This is a genomic window from Aureimonas sp. Leaf324, assembly GCF_001423245.1.
GTDB lineage: Bacteria > Pseudomonadota > Alphaproteobacteria > Rhizobiales > Rhizobiaceae > Aureimonas.
Genome location: NZ_LMOH01000028.1, coordinates 152,545 through 175,389 on the forward strand (window position 1 = coordinate 152,545; position 22,845 = coordinate 175,389).

General features: G+C 68.3%; 26 protein-coding genes. 8 read left to right on the forward strand and 18 right to left on the reverse strand.

Annotated elements, in window-relative coordinates; genetic code table 11:
* The first annotated feature begins 12 nt into the window (after window positions 1–12).
* The 3 genes from ASF65_RS18750 (at window position 13) to ASF65_RS18760 (ending at window position 2,311) form a co-directional block, all read left to right on the forward strand.
* Window positions 13–336 (forward strand): YbaB/EbfC family nucleoid-associated protein, encoded by a 324-nt coding sequence (locus tag ASF65_RS18750; RefSeq protein ID WP_055892723.1) that lies wholly within the window; start codon window positions 13–15, stop codon window positions 334–336.
* Window positions 337–404: 68 nt separating this feature from the next.
* Window positions 405–1,010 (forward strand): recombination mediator RecR, encoded by a 606-nt coding sequence (gene recR / locus ASF65_RS18755; RefSeq protein ID WP_055892726.1) that lies wholly within the window; start codon window positions 405–407, stop codon window positions 1,008–1,010.
* A 77-nt stretch (window positions 1,011–1,087) separates the two neighbouring features.
* Window positions 1,088–2,311 carry a lytic murein transglycosylase gene (locus tag ASF65_RS18760; protein ID WP_055892729.1) on the forward strand — a complete coding sequence of 408 codons (1,224 nt, stop codon included), beginning with the start codon at window positions 1,088–1,090 and terminating at the stop codon, window positions 2,309–2,311.
* A 61-nt stretch (window positions 2,312–2,372) separates the two neighbouring features.
* Here ASF65_RS18760 and ppa read toward each other — a convergent pair whose 3' ends face one another.
* From ppa to ASF65_RS18780, 4 genes are all read right to left on the reverse strand, one after another.
* Entirely contained in the window at window positions 2,373–2,948 is a 576-nt protein-coding gene (ppa, locus tag ASF65_RS18765; protein ID WP_055893033.1) for an inorganic diphosphatase, read from the reverse strand.
* 104 nt (window positions 2,949–3,052) lie between these two features.
* Complete coding sequence (locus tag ASF65_RS18770; protein ID WP_055892732.1) at window positions 3,053–3,559, reverse strand: GNAT family N-acetyltransferase; 507 nt, start codon at window positions 3,557–3,559, stop codon at window positions 3,053–3,055.
* Between the two features lie 157 nt (window positions 3,560–3,716).
* On the reverse strand, window positions 3,717–4,100 hold the full coding sequence (locus tag ASF65_RS18775; RefSeq protein ID WP_055892735.1) for a PH domain-containing protein: 384 nt from the start codon (window positions 4,098–4,100) through the stop codon (window positions 3,717–3,719).
* A complete protein-coding gene (locus ASF65_RS18780; RefSeq protein WP_055892737.1) occupies window positions 4,100–5,131 on the reverse strand; it encodes a zinc-binding alcohol dehydrogenase family protein in 1,032 nt (343 codons plus the stop codon). Before ASF65_RS18780 ends, ASF65_RS18775 begins: the two co-directional genes overlap by 1 nt.
* A gap of 162 nt (window positions 5,132–5,293) precedes the next feature.
* Here ASF65_RS18780 and ASF65_RS18785 point away from each other — a divergent pair, with 162 nt between their 5' ends.
* Window positions 5,294–6,733 (forward strand): Nramp family divalent metal transporter, encoded by a 1,440-nt coding sequence (locus ASF65_RS18785; RefSeq protein WP_055892740.1) that lies wholly within the window; start codon window positions 5,294–5,296, stop codon window positions 6,731–6,733.
* Window positions 6,734–6,844: 111 nt separating this feature from the next.
* Here ASF65_RS18785 and ASF65_RS18790 read toward each other — a convergent pair whose 3' ends face one another.
* The 3 genes from ASF65_RS18790 to ASF65_RS18800 all read right to left on the reverse strand — a co-directional run bounded on the left by ASF65_RS18790 (window position 6,845) and on the right by ASF65_RS18800 (window position 11,199).
* Window positions 6,845–7,036, reverse strand: a complete 192-nt coding sequence (locus ASF65_RS18790; RefSeq protein WP_055892744.1) for a hypothetical protein — start codon at window positions 7,034–7,036, stop codon at window positions 6,845–6,847.
* A 159-nt stretch (window positions 7,037–7,195) separates the two neighbouring features.
* Window positions 7,196–9,025, reverse strand: coding sequence for a translational GTPase TypA (gene typA, locus ASF65_RS18795; protein WP_055892747.1), 1,830 nt, complete (start codon window positions 9,023–9,025; stop codon window positions 7,196–7,198).
* Window positions 9,026–9,150: 125 nt separating this feature from the next.
* The gene (locus tag ASF65_RS18800; protein ID WP_055892750.1) at window positions 9,151–11,199 is read right to left on the reverse strand and encodes a M3 family metallopeptidase; all 2,049 of its coding nucleotides are present in this window, start codon (window positions 11,197–11,199) and stop codon (window positions 9,151–9,153) included.
* Window positions 11,200–11,347: 148 nt separating this feature from the next.
* On the opposite strand from ASF65_RS18800, the gene ASF65_RS18805 reads away from it, so the two are divergent.
* Window positions 11,348–11,836, forward strand: coding sequence for a MarR family winged helix-turn-helix transcriptional regulator (locus tag ASF65_RS18805; protein ID WP_055892754.1), 489 nt, complete (start codon window positions 11,348–11,350; stop codon window positions 11,834–11,836).
* A 4-nt stretch (window positions 11,837–11,840) separates the two neighbouring features.
* On the opposite strand, the gene ASF65_RS18810 is transcribed toward ASF65_RS18805, so the two are convergent.
* The 3 genes from ASF65_RS18810 to ASF65_RS18820 all read right to left on the reverse strand — a co-directional run bounded on the left by ASF65_RS18810 (window position 11,841) and on the right by ASF65_RS18820 (window position 15,132).
* Window positions 11,841–12,857, reverse strand: a complete 1,017-nt coding sequence (locus tag ASF65_RS18810; RefSeq protein WP_055892757.1) for an LLM class flavin-dependent oxidoreductase — start codon at window positions 12,855–12,857, stop codon at window positions 11,841–11,843.
* A 137-nt stretch (window positions 12,858–12,994) separates the two neighbouring features.
* Window positions 12,995–14,215 (reverse strand): argininosuccinate synthase, encoded by a 1,221-nt coding sequence (locus ASF65_RS18815; protein ID WP_055892759.1) that lies wholly within the window; start codon window positions 14,213–14,215, stop codon window positions 12,995–12,997.
* On the reverse strand, window positions 14,143–15,132 hold the full coding sequence (locus ASF65_RS18820) for a phosphatase PAP2 family protein (protein ID WP_055892761.1): 990 nt from the start codon (window positions 15,130–15,132) through the stop codon (window positions 14,143–14,145). Before ASF65_RS18820 ends, ASF65_RS18815 begins: the two co-directional genes overlap by 73 nt.
* A gap of 225 nt (window positions 15,133–15,357) precedes the next feature.
* Here ASF65_RS18820 and ASF65_RS18825 point away from each other — a divergent pair, with 225 nt between their 5' ends.
* A complete protein-coding gene (locus tag ASF65_RS18825) occupies window positions 15,358–15,996 on the forward strand; it encodes a LysE family translocator (protein WP_055892764.1) in 639 nt (212 codons plus the stop codon).
* Entirely contained in the window at window positions 15,996–16,415 is a 420-nt protein-coding gene (locus ASF65_RS18830) for an EamA family transporter (RefSeq protein WP_055892766.1), read from the forward strand. Before ASF65_RS18825 ends, ASF65_RS18830 begins: the two co-directional genes overlap by 1 nt.
* Before the next feature lie 6 nt (window positions 16,416–16,421).
* Here ASF65_RS18830 and ASF65_RS18835 read toward each other — a convergent pair whose 3' ends face one another.
* The 8 genes from ASF65_RS18835 to ASF65_RS18870 all read right to left on the reverse strand — a co-directional run bounded on the left by ASF65_RS18835 (window position 16,422) and on the right by ASF65_RS18870 (window position 21,989).
* Complete coding sequence (locus ASF65_RS18835) at window positions 16,422–17,081, reverse strand: glutathione S-transferase (RefSeq protein ID WP_055892771.1); 660 nt, start codon at window positions 17,079–17,081, stop codon at window positions 16,422–16,424.
* A gap of 46 nt (window positions 17,082–17,127) precedes the next feature.
* Window positions 17,128–17,349 (reverse strand): BrnA antitoxin family protein, encoded by a 222-nt coding sequence (locus ASF65_RS18840; protein ID WP_055892774.1) that lies wholly within the window; start codon window positions 17,347–17,349, stop codon window positions 17,128–17,130.
* Between the two features lie 11 nt (window positions 17,350–17,360).
* Entirely contained in the window at window positions 17,361–17,798 is a 438-nt protein-coding gene (locus tag ASF65_RS18845) for a hypothetical protein (protein WP_055892775.1), read from the reverse strand.
* Window positions 17,799–17,829: 31 nt separating this feature from the next.
* The gene (gene rlmN, locus ASF65_RS18850; RefSeq protein ID WP_244486831.1) at window positions 17,830–18,996 is read right to left on the reverse strand and encodes a 23S rRNA (adenine(2503)-C(2))-methyltransferase RlmN; all 1,167 of its coding nucleotides are present in this window, start codon (window positions 18,994–18,996) and stop codon (window positions 17,830–17,832) included.
* A 253-nt stretch (window positions 18,997–19,249) separates the two neighbouring features.
* Window positions 19,250–19,750 (reverse strand): invasion associated locus B family protein, encoded by a 501-nt coding sequence (locus ASF65_RS18855; RefSeq protein WP_055892780.1) that lies wholly within the window; start codon window positions 19,748–19,750, stop codon window positions 19,250–19,252.
* Between the two features lie 270 nt (window positions 19,751–20,020).
* The gene (locus tag ASF65_RS18860; RefSeq protein ID WP_082505849.1) at window positions 20,021–20,482 is read right to left on the reverse strand and encodes a YkvA family protein; all 462 of its coding nucleotides are present in this window, start codon (window positions 20,480–20,482) and stop codon (window positions 20,021–20,023) included.
* 84 nt (window positions 20,483–20,566) lie between these two features.
* Entirely contained in the window at window positions 20,567–21,148 is a 582-nt protein-coding gene (gene thpR, locus ASF65_RS18865; protein WP_055892782.1) for an RNA 2',3'-cyclic phosphodiesterase, read from the reverse strand.
* Window positions 21,149–21,335: 187 nt separating this feature from the next.
* Entirely contained in the window at window positions 21,336–21,989 is a 654-nt protein-coding gene (locus ASF65_RS18870) for an arylesterase (RefSeq protein WP_055892784.1), read from the reverse strand.
* 95 nt (window positions 21,990–22,084) lie between these two features.
* Between ASF65_RS18870 and ASF65_RS18875 the strand changes: the two genes are divergently transcribed.
* Window positions 22,085–22,795: an ABC transporter ATP-binding protein gene (locus ASF65_RS18875; protein ID WP_055892787.1), complete on the forward strand. Its 711-nt coding sequence runs from the start codon at window positions 22,085–22,087 to the stop codon at window positions 22,793–22,795.
* Window positions 22,796–22,845: the final 50 nt, after the last annotated feature.

Sequence of the window (22,845 nt, forward strand, 5' to 3'; positions counted from 1 at the left end):
AGGACCGCGCGCATGAAGGATCTCATGGGCATGATGAAGCAGGCCAAGGCCATGCAGGAAAAGATGCAGGGGCTGCAGGCCGAGATCGCCGAGACGACGGCGAGCGGCCAGGCCGGCGGCGGCGTCGTGTCCGTGACGCTGAAGGGCACGGGCGAGCTTGTCGCCGTCGAGCTCGATCCCTCGCTCCTGAAGGCCGACGAGAAGGACATTCTGGAAGACCTCCTCGTCGCCGCCCATGCCGATGCCAAGCGCAAGCTCGACGCCGTGATCCAGGACAAGACGCAGGCGCTCACCGCCGGCCTGCCGCTGCCTCCCGGCATGAAGCTGCCGTTCTAGACCTTCCTGCCGTTCCGAACGGCCGGGCGTCCCGCGCCCGGTTCCGCTTGACCCGAGGCCGCCCTCCCATGTCCAAGACCATCGCCGGCCCCGAGATCGAGCGGCTGATCCAGCTCCTGTCGAAGCTGCCGGGGCTCGGGCCCCGCTCGGCCCGGCGCGCGGCGCTGCATCTCGTGAAGCGGCGCGAGCAGATCCTGCGACCTCTCGGCGACGCGATGGCGGAGGCCGCCGAGAAGGTGCGCATCTGCTCGAACTGCGGCAACATCGACACCCGCGACCCCTGCACGATCTGCTGCGATCCGGCCCGCGACCAGACCACGGTGATCGTGGTCGAGGACGTGTCCGACCTCTGGGCGCTGGAGCGGGCGAAGGCGCTGAACGCCGCCTATCACGTCCTCGGCGGCGTCCTGTCGCCGCTGGAGGGCGTCGGTCCCGACGATCTCACCATCCGCCGCCTCGTCGAGCGCGTGGCGGAGGGCACGATCCGCGAACTCGTGATCGCGGTGAACGCGACGGTCGAGGGACAGACGACGGCCCATTACATCATCGACCAGCTCGCCGACTTCGATGTGTCGGTGACCCGTCTCGCCCACGGCGTGCCGGTCGGGGGCGAACTCGACTATCTCGACGAGGGCACCTTGTCGGCCGCCATGCGCTCGCGCACGAAGATCTGACCGTCCCCGCCACGAGATCGGCACAAGGTCGCTCCTATAGCCTTCCGGCAGGACGAGATATGCCGGGGACACCAGCCATGAAGACGATCGCCTGGGCGCTGGCCGCGCTCCTTTCGGCCAGCGGAATGGCGCAGGCGCAGGACGTGCAGGCGGGCTTCCGCGCATTCCTGCAGAACGACATTTGGCCGGAAGCGCGCGCCGCCGGCGTCTCGCGCGCCACGTTCGACGCCGCCTTCGATGGCGTGAAGGCCAACACCAAGCTCCCCGACCTCCAGCTTCCCGGCGACAAGACCAAGGTCGAGGAGGTGAACCGGCAGGCCGAGTTCCAGAGCCCGACGAGCTATTTCGACGAAGCCAAGATGGCTGCGACCGCCGCCAAGGGCCGCGCGATGCTCCAGCAGTATGCCGGCCCCATCAAGCGGATCGAGGAGCGCTACGGCGTGCCGGGGTCGATCCTCGTCGCCGTTTGGGGACGCGAGTCGGGCTACGGGGCGGCCAAGATCCCCTACGACGCCTTTGAGGTGCTGGGCACCAAGGCCTATCTCGCGCGTCGCAAGGAGATGTTCCGCGCCGAACTGATCGCGGCGCTCCGGATCGTCGAGGACGGGGACCTCACGCCGCAGCAGATGAAGTCGTCCTGGGCCGGCGCGCTTGGGCAGCCTCAGTTCATGCCGACGAAGTTCCGGCAGCTTGCGGTCGACTTCGACGGAGACGGCCGCCGCGACATCTGGAACTCGGTGCCGGACACGCTGGCCTCGATCGCGAACTATCTCCGCCAGTCCGGCTGGCAGCCGGGCCGCGGCTGGGGCTTCGAGGCCAGCGTCCCCGCGTCCGTTTCCTGCACGCTGGAAGGGCCCGACCAGGGACGCCCGATCGCCGACTTCGCCAAGGCGGGCGTGACCCGCGCTTCCGGCCGCGCCTTTCCGGCTGGCGAGATGCGAGCCACCGGCCATCTCCTGATGCCCGCCGGCCGTTTCGGCCCGTCCTTCATCGCGACGCCGAACTTCTACGTCATCAAGGAATACAACAACTCCGACCTCTACGCCCTGTTCATCGGCCATCTCGCCGACCGGATGGGCGGCGCGGGCCCGTTTTCGGGCGACTGGCGCAAGGTCTCCGGGCTGACGCGCGGCGACGTCGCCCGGCTGCAGGAACGGCTCGTCGCGCGCGGCTACGACGTCGGCCGGCCGGACGGGCTGGCCGGCTTCAAGACGCGTCGCTCGATTGGCGCGGTCCAGGAAAAGGCGGGCCAGCCCGCGACCTGCTGGCCGACGAAGGAACTCGCGGCCAGCATCCGCTGAAGGCGCAAACGAAAAAGGGGGCCGCAGGGCCCCCTTTCTCATCCCGTCGGAGCGCGATGGCTCAGGCGTTTTCCTGGCCGACCGGCGTCGGGTTCTTCTCCGACTCCTTGGCGTTGTCGTAGCGCTCGACCGCCTCGCGGATCATCTGCTTGGCTTCGGCCGAGCCGGCCCAGCCGCCGATCTTCACCCACTTGCCGGGCTCCAGATCCTTGTAGTGCTCGAAGAAGTGCTCGATCTGCTTCAGAGTGATCTCGGGCAGGTCGGTGTGCTCGAAGACCTTGGTGTAGCGCTGCGTCAGCTCGGGCGAGGGGACCGCGATCACCTTCTCGTCGAGGCCCTTGTTGTCCTCCATCTTGAGGACGCCGATCGGGCGGCAGTTGATGACGCAGCCGGGGAAGAGCGGGCGGGTCGAGCAGACCAAGACGTCGATCGGGTCGCCATCGTCCGAGAGCGTGTGCGGCACGAAGCCGTAGTTCCCGGGATAGGTCATCGGCGTGTAGAGGAAGCGGTCGACGAAGAGCGCGCCCGAGTCCTTGTCCATCTCGTACTTGATCGGATGGCCCCCGACCGGCACCTCGATGATGACGTTGATGTCCTCGGGCGGGTTCTTGCCGCGAGCGATGGCGTCGATGCGCATGGGGATCTCCGAGTTGAACTCGGCGGTTCCTAGCCAATCGTCGCGCGAGAGGCAATCGAGCTCGGACGGAAGGGTGAACGCCACGTTCGGGCGTTCGCAGTACTTCACATGAAACAGTAGGCGACCTTGTGGAGGGCGACGCCCTCGAACGTCTCCGATCCCGTCGCCACGTCGACGCCGCCGGACGCCTCGTAGAAGCGCACCGCGTTCTCGTTGTCGGCGAGCGACCAGACCGCGACGCCCTTGAGTCCGCGGGCGCGCAAGAGCGTGCGGCAGGCGTCGAACAGGCGGCGACCGAAGCCGACGCCCTGGAATTCCGGCTTGAGGTAGATCTCGTAGACCTCGCCGTCGACGCTCAGCCCTCGGGTGCGGTTGCGCCCGACCGTGGCGTAGCCGACGATCTCGCCGCCGTACTCCATCACGAGGATCGTCGCACGGTTGGCGATCGCCCGCGACCACCAGTCCGGTCCCCGGCGCTCCACCATGGCGGACAGGGCCTTGTGCGGGATCAGCCCCCGATAGGCCGCCGTCCAGGAGGCGGCGTGGACGATCGACAGCGCGCCGGCATCGGCGGCCTCGGCAAGTCGGACATCTGCGGCGATCGTCTTCATATCGCGTTAACTATGAACGCTGCGGGACGATCCATCGAACGCGACGAAAATGTGGACCGGATGTGTCGAAGCCATGCCATGCGGCGGGTCGTAACCCGGCGGGGCGCACGCCCTCAATGCCCGCCCGCGATTTCGAGGGCGCCATGCACAGGCGGGATCATCCCCGCCCCAAGACGCCGAGCGCCAGCGCCTTCTGGATGCCGGCCAGGTTGGTGCCGCGCGACAGGTTCTGCAGGAAGGGCTGCGGCTGGCCGGAGACCCAGATGCGCAGTTCGGCATCGGCGTCGAAGGAGCCGGCCGTCTCGATCGAGAACATCGTGATCGCGCGATACGGGATGGAGTGATAGGCGCGCTTGCGCCCGGTCATGCCCTGCTTGTCGACGAGGATGATGCGGCGGTCGGTGAAGACCATCTGGTCGCGCAGGATCTGGAAGGCGACCTCGATCGTCTCGTCCGGCAGGAGCACGGGGTCGAGTTCGCGCGCGAGCGCGCCGACGTCGAGGTCGCTCGCGAGGCCGAGCAGTCCGGACAACAGTCCCATCATGAGGCTCCTTCAGGCGTGGCCGGCCAGCCGGCGATGACGGTCTTGCCGAGCGTGCGCCCGGTCTCGACGAGGCGATGCGCCTCGCGCACCGTCTCCGCCGTGATCGGGGAGAGGGTGCGCGTGCGCGTCGTGCGGATGCGTCCGGCATCGACGAGGCGCGAGACCTCGGCGAGCAAACGATGCTGTTCGATCATGTCGGCGGTCTGGAACACGGGGCGCGTGAACATGTACTCGAAATGCAGCGAGACGGATTTTGTGCGGATGGGTGCGAGGTCGAGGTCGGCGCTGTCGATGACGCAGAGATGGCCGAACGGCCGGATCATCGCGCCGATGTCGGCCATGTGGCGCGGCGTCTGGGTGACGCCGAAGACGTAGTCGACCGGCCCGAGGCCGAGCGCCTCGATCTGCGGCGCCATCGGCTGCGCATGATCGACGACGTGGTGGCAACCGTGGTCGAGCGCGAACGCGCGGGTTTCCTCGCGCGAGGCGGTGCCCACCACCGTCAGGCCGGTCAGCTCGCGGGCGATCTGCGTGGCGATCGACCCGACGCCGCCGGCCGCGCCGATGACAAGCAGCGTGCCCTTTTCGCTAAGATCAGGCTGGATGCGGAAGCGGTCGAACAGCGTCTCCCAGGCCGTGATCGCCGTCAGCGGCAGCGCTGCGGCATCCGCGAAGTCGAGGCTCGTCGGCTTGCGCGCCACCAGCCGCTCGTCGACCAACTGGTATTCCTGGTTCGAGCCCGGCCGGTCCACCGCGCCGGCATAGAACACCGCGTCGCCCGGCCGGAACAGGGTGGCGTCCTCGCCCACCGCCTCGACGGTGCCGGCCGCGTCGAAGCCGAGAATGCGCGGCAGGCGCGAGGCATCCGCCACCGGGCCGCGCTGCTTGGTATCCACCGGATTGATCGAGACCGCCTCGACCCGCACGAGAAGGTCGCGCCCGGCCGGCTGGGGGCGGGGCAAGTCGAGATCGACGAGATGCTCCGCCGACCTGTCGGGAGGCGACGCCGCGTATCCCACCGCTCTCATGGATGACCTCCGCCCCGTTGTGCCCGGCTGACCTAAGGCATAGGCCGCCGGCATCAAGATCGCGAGAGACCGGCCTTCGGTCCGCTGCGCCCTATCTCCCTCGTGTTGACGGTGGGGACCGTCTGCCGCACACGCGGCGAGAATACGTAAGCAGGAGGGACAATGACAGATTCCACAAGGGGAGGGCGCGGCTCCGCCGCCGACCTCTTCCCGACCCATGTGCTGGGCCGGCCGGAGGTGCGCGAACTGCCGCCCGCACCCACCAACACCGCCAAGCTCATCGGGCCGGGCATCGTGGCCGCCGGCGTCGGCCTGTCGTCGGGCGAGTTCATCCTCTACCCCTACATCGCCAGCCAGGTCGGCATGGCCTTCGTCTGGGCCGCGCTCGTCGGCGTCATGACGCAGTTCTTCCTGAACATGGAGATCGAGCGCTACACGCTGGCGACCGGCGAGACGGTGCTCACCGGCTTCAGCCGCTTCTGGCGGCACTGGGGTCTCGTGTTCGCGCTGATGACCTGCTTCGCCAACCTCTGGCCCGGCTGGGCGACGAGCTCGGCCACCATGCTGTCCTACATCGTCGGCGGCGAGCCGCGCTGGATCGCGATCGGCATGCTCCTCGTCATCGGCCTGATCCTGACGCTCGCCCCGGTCGTCTACGTCATGCTGGAGCGGCTGCAGATGGTGAAGGTGGCCGCCGTCGGCATCCTGATCCTGATCGCGGCCTTCTTCGTCATCACCGCCGACGACTGGGCGGCGCTGCCGCAGATCGTCACCACCGCGACGATCCCGACCGAACTCGGCTTCGCGCTCCTTCTCGGCGCGCTGGCCTTCGCAGGCGCGGGCGGTGGTCAGAACCTCTGCCAGTCCAACTGGATCCGCGACAAGGGGTTCGGCATGGGCAAATACGTACCGCGCATCATGAGCCCGGTCACCGGCCAGCCGGAGGCCGCGCCCTCCACCGGCTTCGTCTTCGAGCCGACAGCTGAGAATATGGCGCGGTGGCGCCGCTGGTGGCGCTTTGCCAATGTCGAGCAGCTCGTCACCTTCGTGCTGATCACCTTCATCACGATCACCTTCACCTCGCTTCTCGCCTACGCCACCGTCTACGGGCAGGAGGGGCTTCCGAATTCCGTGGCCTTCGTGCAGAGCGAGGGGCTGGTGCTGGCCGACAAGGTCGGCGGCTGGTTCGGCGCGCTGTTCTGGTTCATCGGCGCCTTCTCGCTCTTCGGGGCAGCGACCGGCATCGTCGACTACACGGCGCGCCTGTCCGCCGACGTGCTGCGCACCTCCTACATGAGAGACGCGAACGAGAGCCGTCTCTACTTCCGGATCGTGTGGGGCCTCGTCGCGATCGGCATCGCGGTCCTGCTCTTCGGCCTGACGCAGCCGCTGGTGCTGCTCGTCATCTCGGCCTGCACGGGTGGCCTGATGATGTTCATCTACTCGGGCCTCCTGATCCTCCTCAATCGGAGGCTTCTGGTGCCCGAGCTTCGGCCGGGCGTCGGTCGCATCGCGGCGCTCGCCTGGGGCTTCCTTCTGTTCGGCTTCCTGTCGATCCTGACGCTCGGCCAGCAGATCCCGAAGCTCTGGGGCGCCGGCTGATACGACAAAGGGCGGCGCCGGTAGCGGCTCCGCCCTTTCCAACAAGCCGGCGGCGTGTGGGCGCCGTCGGCGATCATCCGCTCTCCTTCGAACCGCCCGGAGGCTGTGAAGTCAGAGCCTGGCGTGCGGATGGCGCAGGCGCGGCGGCTGGCGAAACAGCCAGGGCATGCCCTGCGTCGGCTGCAGGGACGGATCGGACCCGTGCATGTTGAGCATGGAGGTCCAGGCGTCACGGTTCATGTCCGTGGGTTGGCGGTCGTTGCTGGCGGTGATCTCGCGGCCTTCGGGCGACAGGTACGACATGGCGCTTCCTCCTTGTCGCAAGAACGGGAGGCAGCAGTCGCCGTTCCTCGGAATGATGAAGGAATCATCAAGATGATGAAGTCGTGAACAGCTATCACGACGAAGGGGACGCGGTTGCCCGCGTCCCCTTCGAAATCGTCCGTCCGATACGTCCGCCGGTCAGGCGACCTTGCGGCTCTTCTCGAAGCGCTTGCGCTCGTTCGGGTCGAGATAGAGCTTGCGCAGGCGGATGTTCTTCGGCGTCACCTCGACCAGCTCGTCGTCCTGGATCCAGGACAGGGCGCGGTCGAGCGTCATGCGGATCGGAGTCGTCAGCTTCACCGCCTCGTCCTTGCCGGCGGCGCGGATGTTGGTGAGCTGCTTGCCCTTGAGGACGTTCACCTCGAGGTCGTTGTCACGGCTGTGGATGCCGATGATCATGCCCTCGTAGACCTTGACGCCCGGATCGATGATCATCGGACCGCGGTCCTCGAGGTTGAACATGGCGTAGGCCACGGCTTCACCCGATGCGTTGGCGATGAGAACGCCGTTGGTGCGGCCCGCCAGCGCGCCCTTGTAGGGGGCGTAGGCGTGGAACAGGCGGTTCATGATCGCCGTGCCGCGCGTGTCGGTCAGAAGCTCCGACTGATAGCCGATCAGGCCGCGCGTCGGGGCGTGGAACACGAGACGCTGGCGACCGCCACCCGACGGGCGCAGCTCCTTCATCTCGCCCTTGCGCTCGCTCATCTTCTGAACGACGACGCCCGAATGCTCCTCGTCGACGTCGATCACGACCTCTTCGATCGGCTCCAGCGTCTCGCCGGTCTCCTCGTTCTTCTGCATCACGACGCGCGGACGCGAAACGCCGATCTCGAAGCCTTCGCGGCGCATGGTCTCGATCAGGACGGCGAGCTGCAGTTCGCCGCGGCCCGACACGAAGAAGGAGTCCTTGTCCTCCGATTCCTCGATCTTCAGCGCGACGTTGCCCTCGGCTTCCTTCAGGAGGCGGTCGCGGATCACGCGGCTCGTCACCTTGTCGCCCTCGGTGCCCGCGAGCGGGCTATCGTTGACGATGAAGCTCATGGTCACGGTCGGCGGATCGATCGGCTGCGCCTTCAGCGCTTCCGTCACCGACGGGTCGCAGAACGTGTCGGCGACGGTGCCCTTCTGCAGGCCCGCGATCGCGACGATGTCGCCCGCCTCGGCGTACTCGATCGGCGTGCGCTCGAGACCGCGGAAGGCGAGGATCTTCGAAATGCGGCCGGTTTCCAGCTGCTGGCTCTGGCCGTTCAGCACCTTGATGGTCTGGTTCGGCTTGATCGAGCCGGACTGGATGCGGCCCGTGATCAGGCGGCCGAGGAACGGGTTGGCCTCGAGGATCGTGCCGATCATCTTGAACGGCTCGTCCTTGCCTGCGGTATCGGGCTCGGGAACGTGCTTCACGATGAGGTCGAAGAGGGGCTCGAGACCCTTGTCCTGCGGACCGTCCGGGGCTTCCGCCATCCAGCCGCCGCGGCCCGAGCCGTAGAGGACCGGGAAGTCGAGCTGCTCGTCGGTGGCGTCGAGGTTGACGAAGAGATCGAAGATCTCGTTCAACACTTCCTCGTGGCGCTCGTCCGGGCGGTCGATCTTGTTGATCGCGACGATCGGCTTCAGACCAACTTTGAGCGCCTTGCCGAGCACGAACTTGGTCTGCGGCATCGGGCCTTCCGACGCGTCGACGAGGATCACCGCGCCGTCCACCATGTTCAGGATGCGCTCCACCTCGCCGCCGAAGTCGGCGTGGCCCGGGGTGTCGACGATGTTGATCCGCGTGTCCTTCCACTCCACCGAGGTGGCCTTGGCGAGGATCGTGATGCCACGCTCCTTTTCGAGGTCGTTGGAGTCCATCGCACGCTCTTCGGTCCGCTGGTTCTCGCGGAACGAACCCGACTGGGCGAGGAGCTTGTCGACGAGAGTCGTCTTGCCATGGTCAACGTGCGCGATGATCGCGATGTTGCGGAGCTTCATGTGTCAGGTCACCGAAAGGGGTTGAAACGCGTTTGGAGGCGCGTCTCGAAAGAAACGGCCCAAGGACGTCGCGGTCATTGGGCCGTCCATAACGAATTTTTCGCGATTGCGAAAGGTGCCCCTTGTCAGACGGCGAAACCGCGCTTGCGCATCAGGGCGTCCGGATCCGGCCCGCGGCCCCGGAAACGCTCGTAGAGCGCGACGGGATCGTCGGAATTGCCGGCGGCGTATACATTTTCCCGCAGGCGACGCGCGGTTTCCCCGTGGAACGGATCGCCAGCCTCGCCGAAGGCCTCGAACGCGTCGGCGTCGAGAACCTCCGACCACATGTAGGAGTAGTAGCCCGCCGAATAGCCGTCGCCCGAGAAGATGTGGGCGAAGTGCGGCGAGCGGTGCCGCATGACGATCTGCGGCGGCATGCCGAGCGCGTCGAGGATCTCCGCCTCGCGCGCCATCGGGTCGACGGGCGCCTCGGCTTGCCTGTGGAACAGGAGGTCGACGAGCGCGGAAGCCGTGAACTCCACCGTGTCGAAGCCGGCGTCGAAGGTGCGCGCGGCCTCGAGCTTCTTCACCTCGTCCGCCGGCAGCGGCTGGCCGGTCTCGGCATGCAGCGCGTGGCGCTCGAGCATCGCGGGCACGGTCAGCCAGTGCTCGAAGAGCTGCGAGGGCAGCTCCACGAAATCGCGCGCGACCGCCGTCCCGGCGAGCGAGGGGTAGGTGACGTCCGACAGGAGCCCGTGCAGCGCGTGGCCGAACTCGTGGAACAGCGTGCGCGCGTCGTCCACCGACAGGAGCGCCGGCTGGCCCCGGGCGGGCTTGGCGAAGTTGCAGACGTTATAGATCACGGGCGTCTGGCCGCCGTCGATCCTGTGCTGCGAACGAAGCGCGCTCATCCAGGCGCCCGAGCGCTTGGAGGTGCGGGCGAAATAGTCGCCGATGAAGAGGCCGCGCTCCGCGCCGTCCCGGTCGCGCACCAGCCAGACGCGCGCGTCCGGGTGCCAGGCGCGAACGTCCGGCAGCGGCTCGAAGGTGAGGCCGAAGAGGCGTCCCGCGACGTCGAAGGCGGCATCGATCATCCGGTCGAGCTGGAAGAAGCTCTTCAGCGCGCCTTCGTCGATCGCGAACTCGGCCTGCCGCCGCTTCTCGGCATAGTAGCGCCAGTCGGAGGCGGCGAGCGGCGCGTTGTCGCCCTCGCTGGCGGCAAGCGCCGCCAGCGTCTGCGCATCGCCCGTCGCGCGTTCGCGCGCCTTGTCCCACACACGCCGCAGCAGCGCTTCCACGGCGTCGGGGGTCTTGGCCATCGTGTCGTCGAGCTTGTAGTCCGCAAACGACGCGAACCCCAGGAGCTTCGCCTTCTCGGCCCGCAGCGCGAGGATCTCGGCCAAAACCGGCCGGTTGTCGGTCGCGCCCTCGCGCTCGCCACGCCGCGTCCAGGCCGAGAACACCTCGTCGCGCAGCGTGCGGTCCGGGCAGTAGCTCAGGAACGGCACGACGATCGAGCGCGACAGCGTGACGACGTGACCGTCCACCCCGCGCTCCTCGGCCGCGTCCGCCATGGCGGAGACCAGGAACGGCGGCAGGCCGGCGAGGTCGCTTGCGGCGACGGGCCGGGCATAGACGCTCTCGTCCGCCAGCACGTTCTGCGAGAAGCGCGTGCCGAGTTCGGCGAGTCGGGCGTTGATGTCGGCGAACCGCTGGCGATCCTCGCCTTCGAGCCTCGCGCCCGATCGCACGAAGCCGGCATGGGTGCGCTCCAGAAGGCGCAGGGCTTCCGCGTCGAGACCACCCTTATGGCGGCGTGCGAAGAGGGCATCGATGCGCTCGAAGAGCTTGGCGTTCAGGGAAATGCGCGAGCCGTGGCGGGAGAGCTTCGGCGAGACCTCACGCTCGACGCGCTGGATGCCCTCGTTGGTGTTGGCGCCGGCCAGCGTGAAGAACAGTGCCGCCACGCGCGACAGCGGGCGTCCCGCGCGCTCGAGGGCGAGGATCGTGTTCTCGAAATCGGGGGCCGCCGGGTTCTCGGCGATTGCATCGATTTCTCTCGCATGCGATTCCATCGCGCGATCGAAGGATGTGGAGAAATCGTCGGGGGACAGGGCGGCGAAGTCCGGGAGTTTGTGCTCGCCCGGGAACGCAAAGCGGGAATCGAACGCTTCGATCTGTGATTCTGTCATTCTTGGAACCATTTTTAAAGAATCATCCCTTGCCCGTGGCCATCGAATGAAGGACACGGTTTCGCGAGATCAAGGACTTCCCGTCCCGTCCGAAGCAAGGCCGGACGTTGGGTTATGAAGAAGGCGGCGGTCAGTGCCAGACTTGACGATGGGAAATGCGTTCGGGTTTCTTCTCGGCGACACGTCGCGACTCTTTCGACAATATTTCGAAAAGACCATCGCGGAAAACGGCCTCGGTCTCACGCCCGGTGAAATCCGCGCCCTCGGCCACGTGATCCGCTTCCGCGGCTCGCGCCAGGCGATCCTCGCCGAGCGTATGGGCGTCGAGCCGATGACGCTCTCGGCCTATCTCGACCGCCTCGAGGCGCGCCAGCTGATCCGCCGCGCCATGGACCCGAACGATCGCCGGGCCAAGCTGATCGAGCCGACCGACGAGGCGTTCCGCATCATGCGCGAACTCGACCCGCTGTTCGACCAGATCTATGCCTCTGCGACGCAGGGTCTGTCGGCGGACCAGATCCAGGTGGCCGGCGAGGTGCTGCGGGCGATCCGCGCCAATCTCAGCAACGACCCCCAGCTGGAAGAGCCGGTCAACCTCCTCTGCACGACGGCGCCGAAGCCCGACGCCCTCGCCTGACCGCCTATTCGGCGGCCGCGGCCAGCGGCCGGCTGCCGATCGCCTGCATCGCCTCGGCCGCCAGCGTGAAGGAGCGCACCCGCGACGCGTGGTCGTGGATCTGGCCGGTGAGGATCACCTCGTCCGGCCGGTAGCGGTCGACCAGCCGCTCCAGCCCGACGCGTACGCGATCCGGCCCGCCGACGACCGACACCCGCAGCGCCTCGTCGACCATCGCCCGGGCGCCGGGCTCCAAGACCTCGTCGATATCGTCCACCGGCCGCGGCAGCGGCCCCGGCTGGCCCGAGCGCAGCCGCGCGAAGGCCTGCTGCATCGAGGACTGGAGACGTCGCCCTTCCGCGTCGGTGTCGGCCGCGAAGACATTGATCGCCAGCATGAAGTGCGGCTTGTCGAGTTCCTCGGACGGGCGGAAGGTCTGGCGATAGACCTCCGCCGCATCGTCGAGCGCCTGCGGCGCGAAATGCGAGGCGAAGGCATAAGGCAGGCCGAGATGGGCGGCGAGCTGCGCGCCGTAGAGGCTGGAGCCGAGGATCCAGACCGGCACATGGGTTCCCGCGCCCGGCACCGCGCGCAGCCGCTGGTTCGGCTCGGCATCGGCGAAATAGGCCATCAGTTCCAGGACGTCCTGCGGGAAGTTGTCGGCGCTCTCAAGGTTCCGGCGCAGCGCGCGCGCCGTCATCATGTCGGTGCCGGGCGCGCGGCCGAGCCCGAGGTCGATCCGGCCGGGATAGAGCGTCGCCAGCGTGCCGAACTGCTCGGCGATCACCAGCGGCGCATGGTTCGGCAGCATGATGCCGCCCGACCCGACGCGGATGGTCTTCGTGCCGGCCGCGACATGCCCGATCACCACCGCCGTCGCGGCGCTCGCGATGCCCGTCATGTTGTGGTGCTCGGCCAGCCAGTAGCGGTTGTACCCGAGCCGTTCGGCGTGGCGCGCGAGATCCAGCGAGTTCGCCAGGGCATCGGCTGCCGTGCCGCCTTCGGGAATGGGCGACAGGTCGAGAACGGAATAGGGGATCATCGTTCGCCTTCCATATGATTTTCCCCAAGGTGGGGGTGCGGCGGGCCGATGGAAAGGGGCGGCAGCCGGAACCGGCCGCAACGAAAAAGGGCCGGCGGATCGCTCCGCCGGCCCTCGTCATCTCTGCCCGGCGCGGCTCAGAGGCCGTTGCGCTTGGCGAGCGTGCGCAGGCGCAGCGCGTTCAGCTTGATGAAGCCGGCGGCGTCCTTCTGGTCGTAGGCGCCCTGGTCGTCCTCGAAGGTGACGAGCTTGTCGGAATAGAGCGACTTCGGGCTGGTGCGGCCGGTGACTATGACGTTGCCCTTGTAGAGCTTCAGCGTCACCTCGCCCTCGACGTGTTCCTGGCTCCGGTCGATGAGGGCCTGCAGCATCTCGCGCTCCGGGGAGAACCAGAAGCCGTAGTAGATGAGCTCCGCGTAGCGCGGCATCAGCTCGTCCTTCAGGTGCGCCGCGCCCCGGTCGAGCGTGATGCTCTCGATCGCGCGGTGCGCGGCCAGCAGGATCGTGCCGCCCGGCGTCTCGTAGACGCCGCGCGACTTCATGCCGACGAACCGGTTCTCGACGAGGTCGAGGCGGCCGATGCCGTTGTCGCGGCCGTAGTCGTTGAGTTTGGCGAGAAGCGTGGCCGGCGACAGCCGCTCGCCGTTGATCGACACGGCATCGCCGCGCTCGAAGCCGACGGTGATGACGGTCGCCTTGTCGGGCGCGGCCTCGGGCGAGATCGTGCGCATGTGCACGTATTCCGGCGCCTCGATGCTCGGGTCCTCGAGCACCTTGCCCTCGGAGGAGGAGTGCAGGAGATTGGCGTCGACGGAGAAGGGCGCCTCGCCCTTCTTGTCCTTGGCGACCGGGATCTGGTTCTTCTCGGCGAAGTCGAGAAGATCGGTGCGGCTCTTGAACGCCCAGTCGCGCCAGGGGGCGATGATCTTGATGTCGGGGTTCAGCGCATAGGCCGACAGCTCGAAACGGACCTGATCGTTGCCCTTGCCGGTCGCGCCGTGGGCGATGGCGTCGGCGCCGGTCTTCTTCGCGATGTCGATCAGGTGCTTGGAGATCAGCGGCCGGGCGATCGAGGTGCCGAGGAGATAGACGCCCTCGTAGACCGCGTTGGCGCGGAACATCGGGAACACGAAGTCGCGCACGAACTCCTCGCGCACGTCCTCGATGAAGATTTCCTTGATGCCGAGCATCTCGGCCTTGCGGCGCGCCGGCTCGAGTTCCTCGCCCTGGCCGAGGTCGGCCGTGAAGGTCACGACCTCCGCGCCGAGCTCCGTCTGGAGCCACTTCAGGATGATCGAGGTGTCGAGGCCGCCGGAATAGGCGAGAACGACCTTCTTGACGTCGCGCGGAAGAGCCATGCTTCGGAATGTTCCCGGATAGTGGACGATCGCGCCCCCAGATGCGGACGCCGACGACGTCGCGCGGGATGCCAGGCCCCGAGACGTCCGTCGGGCGCTCTTAACAAAGCACCGGGAATGAAGGAAGAGCGCGCCGCGGCGCCGAGCGCTCCGAGGCGTCCGGCCAGCGCCCTCAGCTGGATATCGGCGCGGGCGTCGAGCTCGGCCGCCCGGCGAGCCACGAGACGCTGCATCCCCGCCGCGGCGATCGCGACGAAGAGCCGCGAGACGAGCACGTCGGAGAGGAAATGGCTGCCGAAGGCCATCCGGTTCACCGAGGCGGCGATCGCGAAGGGCACGAGGACGACCAGCGCCGCCGGCCGCCACCGGCGGGGCAGAAGCAGCACCAGGACCGGCAGAACGGCGGCCGACGCGGCCTCGCCCGAGGCGAAGGAACAGTTGCGCGCGCAGGCTTCAGAGACCTGCCAGACGGCCGTGAACACATGGTCGCCGCCGAAGGCGACGACGTCGTGCGGGCGGGCGCGACCGAACGTGTTCTTCAAGAGATGAACGACGCCGAGCGGCGCCAGGGCATAGGTCCCCAGAACGACGAGAACGGCGGACGGCCGGGGCAGGCCTGCGGTTCGCCCGGGGCTGGCGAAGCCGCGCGCGAGGAGGACCAGCCCGACCGTGAGAGCGATCCAGGCCGGCAGCGCCCGGTTCAGGTCGCGCAAGGCGAGAAGAACCGGCGAGTCCGACAGCGGGAACCCGCCCCCCGTCGAGGCGAAGACGCGCGAGGCCGTAAGGTCGAGGCTGGGGGCGGCGAAGAAGAGGCCGCTCACCGTGAGAAGCGCGGCCAGGAGCAGCACCTCCGGTGACGGGTCGGCGCGGCCGGCGGCGTGCGGCCGGCGATGAAGGCCTTCGAGACAGAAGGTCATCGCACAGGGTATCGCCCTTTCGCGCCGCGTGCCTGCGATCACGACAGTCCTCCCGATGCCCGGCCGGTCGCCGGCGATGGATCCGATCGATCTTTCCTAGGGGCAGGGGATGACGTAGGAGTGATCCCAGGATGACGGCCCTGCGACAGCCGCGGCGATCGCACGCGTCCGACCCTGGAAAAGCCCACCCGCGCCAAGCGTGCGGACCATGCTCACGGAGGCCGCATGACCTTCCTGCCGGATCTGCCCGCGCTTCTCGCCTTCACGGTCGCCGCGATCGTGCTGACGATCACGCCGGGGCCGGACATGACGCTGTTTCTCGGGCGAACGCTGGCGCAGGGGCGCACCGCCGGCTTTGCGGCCTATTGCGGCGCCTGCACCGGCTCGCTGATCCACACGACGCTCGCCGCCGTCGGCCTGTCGGCGCTGATCGCCGCCTCGCCGGAGGCGTTCCTGGCGCTCAAGGTGGTGGGCGCGGCCTATCTCGTCTGGCTCGCGGTCCAGGCGATCCGCCACGGCTCGTCGCTTTCGGTCGAGCGCGCCAAGGCGCCGCCGCAGTCCTTTGCGGCCAACTGGGCGACGGGGATCGGGATCAATCTCCTGAACCCCAAGATCATCCTGTTCTTCGTGACGTTCCTGCCGCAGTTCGTCGCCGTCGGCGATCCGCATGCGGGCTCGAAACTCTTCTTCCTCGGCGTCTACTTCATCCTCGTCGCGACGCCGATCACGGTCGCGATGATCTTCGCGGCCGACCGGATCGCGGCGACCCTGAAGGGCAAGCCCGCGGTGATGCGCTTCATCGACTGGCTGTTCGCCTCGGTCTTCTCGGCCTTCGCGATCCACATCCTCCTCGCCCGCGCCTGATGGGCTGGCTCGGCTGGGCGCTGGCCTCGGCGGCCTTCGCAGCCCTGACGGCGGTGTTCGGCAAGATCGGCGTCACCGGCGTCCAGTCCGACTACGCGACCTTCCTGCGAACGCTCGTCATCGTCGCGCTGATCGCGGCGGTGGTGACGGGGGGCGGCCACTGGCGCTCGCCCACCGAGCTTCCCGGCCGCTCGCTCGTGTTCCTCGGGCTGTCGGGGCTGGCGACCGGGGCATCGTGGCTCTGCTACTACCGCGCGCTGCAACTCGGACAGGCGGCGCAGGTCGCGCCGATCGACAAGTTGTCGGTGGTGCTGGTCGCGGTCTTCGGCGTCGCCTTCCTTCAGGAACGGCTGAACGCCGCCAACTGGGCCGGCATCGCCCTGATCGCGGGCGGAACGATCCTCGTCGCCTGGCGCTGAAGCCACTCAGGCGTAGGCGTAGGGCCCACCGCGCTCCAGTGCCGCCCTGAAGGCCGGCCGCGCATGGATGCGCTCGACGAAGGCCGGCAGATGGCGGCGCTGCCCGAAGCCGACGCGTGTGCCTGCCGCCTCCAGCGGAAAGCTCATCATGACGTCGGCGAGCGTCGGCTGCGGGCCGGCGAACCAGCCGGTCCCGGCCAGGGACGCGTCCCAGTAGTCGAGGAGGTCGGCGAGGCGCGGGGCGAGAAAGTGGGTGTCGACGCCCTTCATCAGGGCTTTGGCCAAGGGACGCACGACGAACGGCGCCTGCGACGGAATGCGCGCGAAGACGAGCTTCATCAGAAGCGGCGGCATGGCCGAGCCTTCGGCGTGGTGCAGGAAGTGCTGCATCCGCCACCAGTCGGCCGAGTCCGGCTCGGGCTGGAACCGGCCGCCGCCGTGGGTCTCGGCGATGTAGGAGACGATCGCCCCGGTCTCGGCCAGCGTGAGGTCGCCCTCGGTGATCACCGGCGACTTGCCGAGCGGATGGACCCGTTTCAGCTCGGGCGGCGCGGCCAGGCTCTTCGACCGCTCGTAGCGCCGGACCTCGTAGGGCACACCGAGCTCCTCGAGAAGCCACAGGACGCGCTGCGAGCGCGAGTTGTTCAGGTGGTGGACGGTGATCATGCCCGGCGAACTGGCACGATCGCGCTCCTTGCCAAGGGCGGCGCGTCTATTTCCCGGCCGCCTTGCGCAGCGCGTCGGCCATTCGGTCCTGCCAGCCGGGGCCCTCCTCCTGGAACCACTCCAGCACCTCGGAATCGACGCGCAGCGTCACCTGCTCGCGCCGCCCGGGAATGGCGACGGGCTCGCGCACGCGCTCGGGCGCCTTGGTGGTCGCGGCCTTGAAGGCGGCCTCGGCGGCATCGCGGGGATTGGTGGGGCGTCGGGCCATGAGGCGATCCTTCAGGCTTGCGGAGGGGGGAGGGCAGTCGGACGCCGACGCCAGCGGCCTGCGCCATGCCCGGCGACGATCCAGTAGACGAGGCCGAAGGCAAGGCCCGCGACGATCATCGCCGTCTCCAGCGCCGCGCTCCCGGCGCCCGGCGGAATGCGCGCGGCGGCAAAGCCGCCGACGAGCCCCGCCGCCGCATGCAGGATCAGCGAGCGCTGCCCGAGCGCCTCGGTCAGCACCATGAAGAGGCCCCAGGGGACGAGGGCCAGCGTGCCCACCTGCGCGGCCTGCGCGAAGAAGCCGAAGACGAGTTCCGTCCAGACGAAGGGATCGACGCCCGCGGACGCCGGAATGTCGATGAAGGGCCAGAGCAGCGCGAAACTCGCGGCAAAGCACGCGAGCACGAAGCCGGTCGGGATCAGGAAGAGGAAGCGCAGGACCTGGATCACGGGAGGTGCACCGAGCCGGCCGGGCGGGGTGTCACCCGGCGACCGCCGCCTCCAGCGCCAGCCGGTCGCCGCGCTTCATGCGCTCCGACTCCGACTTCAGCTGGCCGCAGGCGGCGAAGATGTCGCGCCCGCGCGGCGTGCGGATCGGCGAGGCATAGCCGGCTTGGTTGACGAAATCGGCGAAGCGCTCGATCTGGTCCCAGTCCGAGCATTCGTAGGGGCTGCCTGGCCAGGGGTTGAACGGGATCAGGTTGATCTTGGCCGGAATGCCCTTCAGCAGCCGCACGAGCTCGCGCGCGTCGGCGAGGCTGTCGTTGACGCCCTTCAGCATCACGTATTCGAAGGTGATGCGGCGGGCGTTGGAGAGGCCGGGATAGGCGCGGCAGGCGTCCATCAGGTCCTGGATCGGGTACTTCTTGTTGATCGGCACGAGCACGTCGCGCAGCTCGTCCGTCACCGCATGGAGCGAGATGGCGAGCATCACGCCCATCTCCTCGCCGGTCTTCTCGATCATCGGCACGACGCCGGACGTCGACAGGGTGATGCGTCGCTTCGAGAGGGCCAGACCGTCGCCGTCCGACACCACGGCCAGCGCCGACTTCACGTGGTCGTAGTTGTAGAGCGGCTCGCCCATGCCCATCATCACGACGTTGGACACGAGGCGCCCCTCGGAGGGCACGATCGCGCCCTGCGGCGTCGAGGCTTCCGGAAAGTCGCCGAGCCGCTCGCGCGCCGTCAGCACCTGGCCGACGATCTCGGACGGCTCGAGGTTGCGCACGAGGCGCTGCGTGCCGGTGTGGCAGAAGGTGCAGGTGAGGGTGCAGCCGACCTGGGACGAGACGCACAGCGTGCCGCGCCCTTCCTCGGGGATGTAGACGGTCTCGATCTCGACCGGGCGACCGGCGCCGCGCGAGGGAAAGCGGAACAGCCACTTGCGCGTGCCGTCGACGGAAATCTGCTCCTCGACGATCTCCGGCCGCGCGATCTCGAAATGCTGGTCGAGCGTCGCGCGAAGGTCCTTCGAGACGTTGCGCATCTCGTCGAAGTCCTTGACCCCGCGCACGTAGAGCCAGTGCCAGAGCTGCTGGACGCGCATCCGGGCCTGCTTGGCGGGAATGCCGGCTTCGACCAGCGCCGCGCCCATCTCCTCACGCGACAGGCCGAGGAGAGACCGCTTGGCGGGGGCGGCGGCCGGCATCGCGCTCGGGCGGACGGCCTGCGCCGCAGTCGTGAGATCGATCGACACGCTCATGGATGCACCTTGCCCGCGCGAGACTGCGATCGGCCCCGCTTTTCGTTCTGCGTTTCGTCTGGATCGATCTCAAATGATCCGAAACGGGCATTTTCGCAAGGGCTGCGGGCGATTGGCTGCCATGTGGCAGCACCGCGCGCATGAAAAAGGCGCCGGTCGGCCCGGCGCCTCGGTTCCTGCCAACCGGTCTGTCGGCGGCCTATTTGCAGTTCGCCAGCGAGTTGATCGCCGCCGTCACGCCCGAGAGTGAATAGGTGTAGTTGGTCTGCGTGCCGCGCTGCGACACCGCATCGACCTTCATCGCCTTGCCGGACTTCAGCGCGGCGACCAGCTGCGGCTCCTCGGCGGCGTTCTCGACCCAGGCGCTCTCGCCGCGCGTGAACAGCGTGAACTTCTTGCCGTCGATGTCGACCGTCACCTTGGAGCCGTCCTTCATCGGATAGCCCATGACGACCTGCGGCTCGTAAGCCTTCTTGTTGCTCGGCTTCTGGGAGACGAGGAAGAAGATGTCGCCGTGATCGACGCTCGCCGGCTGCTTCGTCTTCGGCGTCGAGAGGATGTAGCAGACCTTGGAGCCGCTGGAATCGTAGGAGTAGCTGCCCCAGTCGTTGAACTGGTTCACGCGGGTCGGGGTCTGGGCGGCAGACGCCACGCTGGAGAGCGCCACCATCGCCACCGCTGCCGTCAGAGCATGTTTCATGGAGTTCGTGTCCCCGCTTGGTCCGGAATGCCATTGGACGCACGACCTTCGAGAGGTCGAGCGCGCTCGTGGCCGCAGGTTGGGCGATAAGCCTTTCCACAGGGTAAACGAACCGGAAAGTTCCGAATGGGCATTCGAAACTTCATCGCGTCCCGGCAAACGACCGTGCGCGGCTGCGGCCCGCCCACGAGCGACCGTCGCGACGAGGACGGAACGAATGGGGCGATAGTGGGACGCTGGAGCCGGCCGCCCAAAGCGGGCGGCGCCGTCTCAGGCCGAGCGTGCCGCCTCGTCGGCTCCGTCGCGCAGCGTCTCGCGGGCGCGCTCGTAATGCTCGGGCCGGATGTTCTTCTGCACCGCCGTGAAGGCAGCCAGGAGCACCGCCGCGTCGTCGGTGAAACCGAGGCCGACGATGAAATCCGGCACGACGTCGAAGGGCAGGACGAAATAGGCGAGGGCCGCCAGGAGGATGCCGCGCGACGCCGTCGGGGTCTGCGGGTCGAGCGCGCAGTGATAGGAGGCGACGACGTCCTCCATGAAGGGAATGTGCCGGGCGGCGCGCTTCAGCGTCGACAGGAAACCCTTGCGCACGCGCCGCTCCTGCCGGGCCTGTTCGGCCTCGTCGCCGGGCAGGAGGATCTCGCCGACCAGCACCTTGTCCGGGGCACCGAGGGTCGTGGTCCCGGTCTCGCCTGTGGTGTTGCCGGCGATCGGCCCGCCTTCGCTCGTCATGCCCGTCTCCTCGAAATCGATGGCCCCCGCGCTCGCCGATATGGCGCGGCCCCGGCCGGGTTTCAAACCGGCCGGGGTCGGCCTTCAGCGGGCGGCCATCGCCAGCATGCCGGCGTCGCGCTGGCTGGGCAGGGCGTCGAGCGGGAAGGCCTCTTCCATCACGTAGGGCCCGCCGCCGACCGAATCCTTCGACGAGAACAGGACGAAGCGCGAGGCCTGGAAGGTCGGTGCGCGGAAGCCGCCGCGCAGCGCGAGATAGTGCGCGACCTCCTCGCTCTTGCCGTTGCGAAGCCGCGCCAGCGTGACGTGGGGCGTGAAGCGGCGGGGATCGGCGGGAACGCCGAGACGCTGCAGGATGCGGTCGATCTCGCCCTGCAGGAGGTCGAGCGGGCGCGAGGGTTCGACGTCGGCATAGACCGAATGCGGCTTCTTGCCGCCGAAGGCGCCGAGCCCGCGCAGCGTCACCGGGAAGGGCGCGCGCGACACCCGGTCGAGCGCGGCGACGATCTCGTCGGCGAGGCGCGCCTCGATGTCGCCGATGAAGCGCAGCGTGAGGTGGTAGTTCTCGGGCTCGATCCAGCGGGCGGAAGGCAGGCCGCCGCGCAGGAAGGAGAGGGACATCGCGGCGTCACGCGGGATCTCGAGGGCGGTGAACAGTCTCGGCATTGGACGATCCTTCCCGTTCGGGGCCACGCTCGAGACCAGGCGCCTGCCTGTCACGCAAACGCGACCGAGTGCCTTACCCCATCGAAACTTTCATCACCGATCGTGGACTTCAAGGCTTGGCCGAGGCTTCTGCACAGAAGCGGTCCCGGCGTTGCTGCGATGCACCGTATGGTCGGGGACGATGGCGTCAGCCCTGCGCGCGCCCGCTCGTCTGCAGCGCCTCGATCACCTGCGGCAGAATGCCCTTGACGATCACCGCCACGCCTTCAGCGTTCGGGTGCATGTAGTCGGCCTGGTTCAGGCGGCCATTGCCGGCGACGCCCTCGAGGAAGAACGGATAGAGCGGCACGCCGTGCTTGGCGGCGAGCTCGCCGTAGATCGGGTTGAACTTCGCGGCATAGTCCGGGCCCATGTTGGGCGGGCTGATCATGCCGGCGAGCAGCACCTGCGTGTTCGGCCGCGCCTTCAGCTTGGTCAGGATCGCGTCGAGATTGGCGCGCGTCACGTCGGGGCTGACGCCGCGCAGCGCGTCGTTGGCGCCGAGTTCGACGATCACGACTTTAGCGTCTGTCGGTACCGACCAGTCGAGCCGGGCGAGGCCCCCGGTCGTGGTGTCGCCGGAAACGCCCGCGTTGACGACGCGCGCCGCGTGCCCCGCGCCGTTCAGGGCCGCCTGGAGCTGGTCGGGGAAGGACTCGCCGGGGCCGACCCCGTAGCCGGCCGACAGGCTGTCGCCGAGGGCCACCACCTGCGGAGCGGTCTCCTGCGCCCGCGTCGGCGCGCCAAGCGCCAGGCCGAGACCGATCGTCACGAAGGCGAGAAGCGATTGGAAGCGCTGCATGGGCCACCCATATTCCGCGTTGCGGCACGACGCCCCGCTCGCCGGAATGCGGGTGCGGGACGCTTGTCCGAAGAGGATATAGGAAGGGCGTCGCCTTGGCTGAAGCAGCGGTCCGGTTACGAAATGTTCAACTGACGCTGGGAACCGGCCGCAGCGCGGTGCACGTCCTGAAAGGCATCGATCTCGACGTCGCGCGGGGCGAGTCGGTCGGCATCGTCGGCCCCTCGGGCTCCGGCAAGTCGACGCTTTTGATGGTGCTGGCCGGTCTCGAGCGGGCGGACGACGGGCTCGTCGAGATCGCGGGCCAGGCGCTCGGGCCGATGAGCGAGGACCAGCTCGCCGCCTTCCGCGGGCGCCATGTCGGCATCGTCTTCCAGTCCTTCCACCTCATCCCCAACATGACGGCGCTCGAGAACGTCGCCGTGCCGCTGGAGCTGGCCGGTGTTCCCGACGCCTTCGTGCGGGCCGAGCGGGAGCTTGCCGCCGTCGGCCTCGGCCAGCGCGTCACCCACTATCCGGGCGAACTCTCGGGCGGGGAGCAGCAGCGCGTGGCGCTGGCCCGTGCTCTCGCGCCTGAGCCCGACATCCTGATCGCCGACGAGCCGACCGGAAATCTCGACGGCGAGACGGGCGCTCAGGTCGCCGATCTCCTGTTTTCCGAGCAGGCCCGGCGCGGCATGACGCTGATCCTCGTCACCCACGACAGGACGCTCGCCGCACGCTGCGGGCGCGAGGTCGCCGTGCGGTCCGGCGTGATCGAGCGCGGGTCGGCCCCCGCCGCAAAGTTCGCGGAAGCCGCCCAGTGAGTCATGTCGCGCCCGCCAAGCGCCCGCCCGCCGGTTTCGCGCTCGCGCTC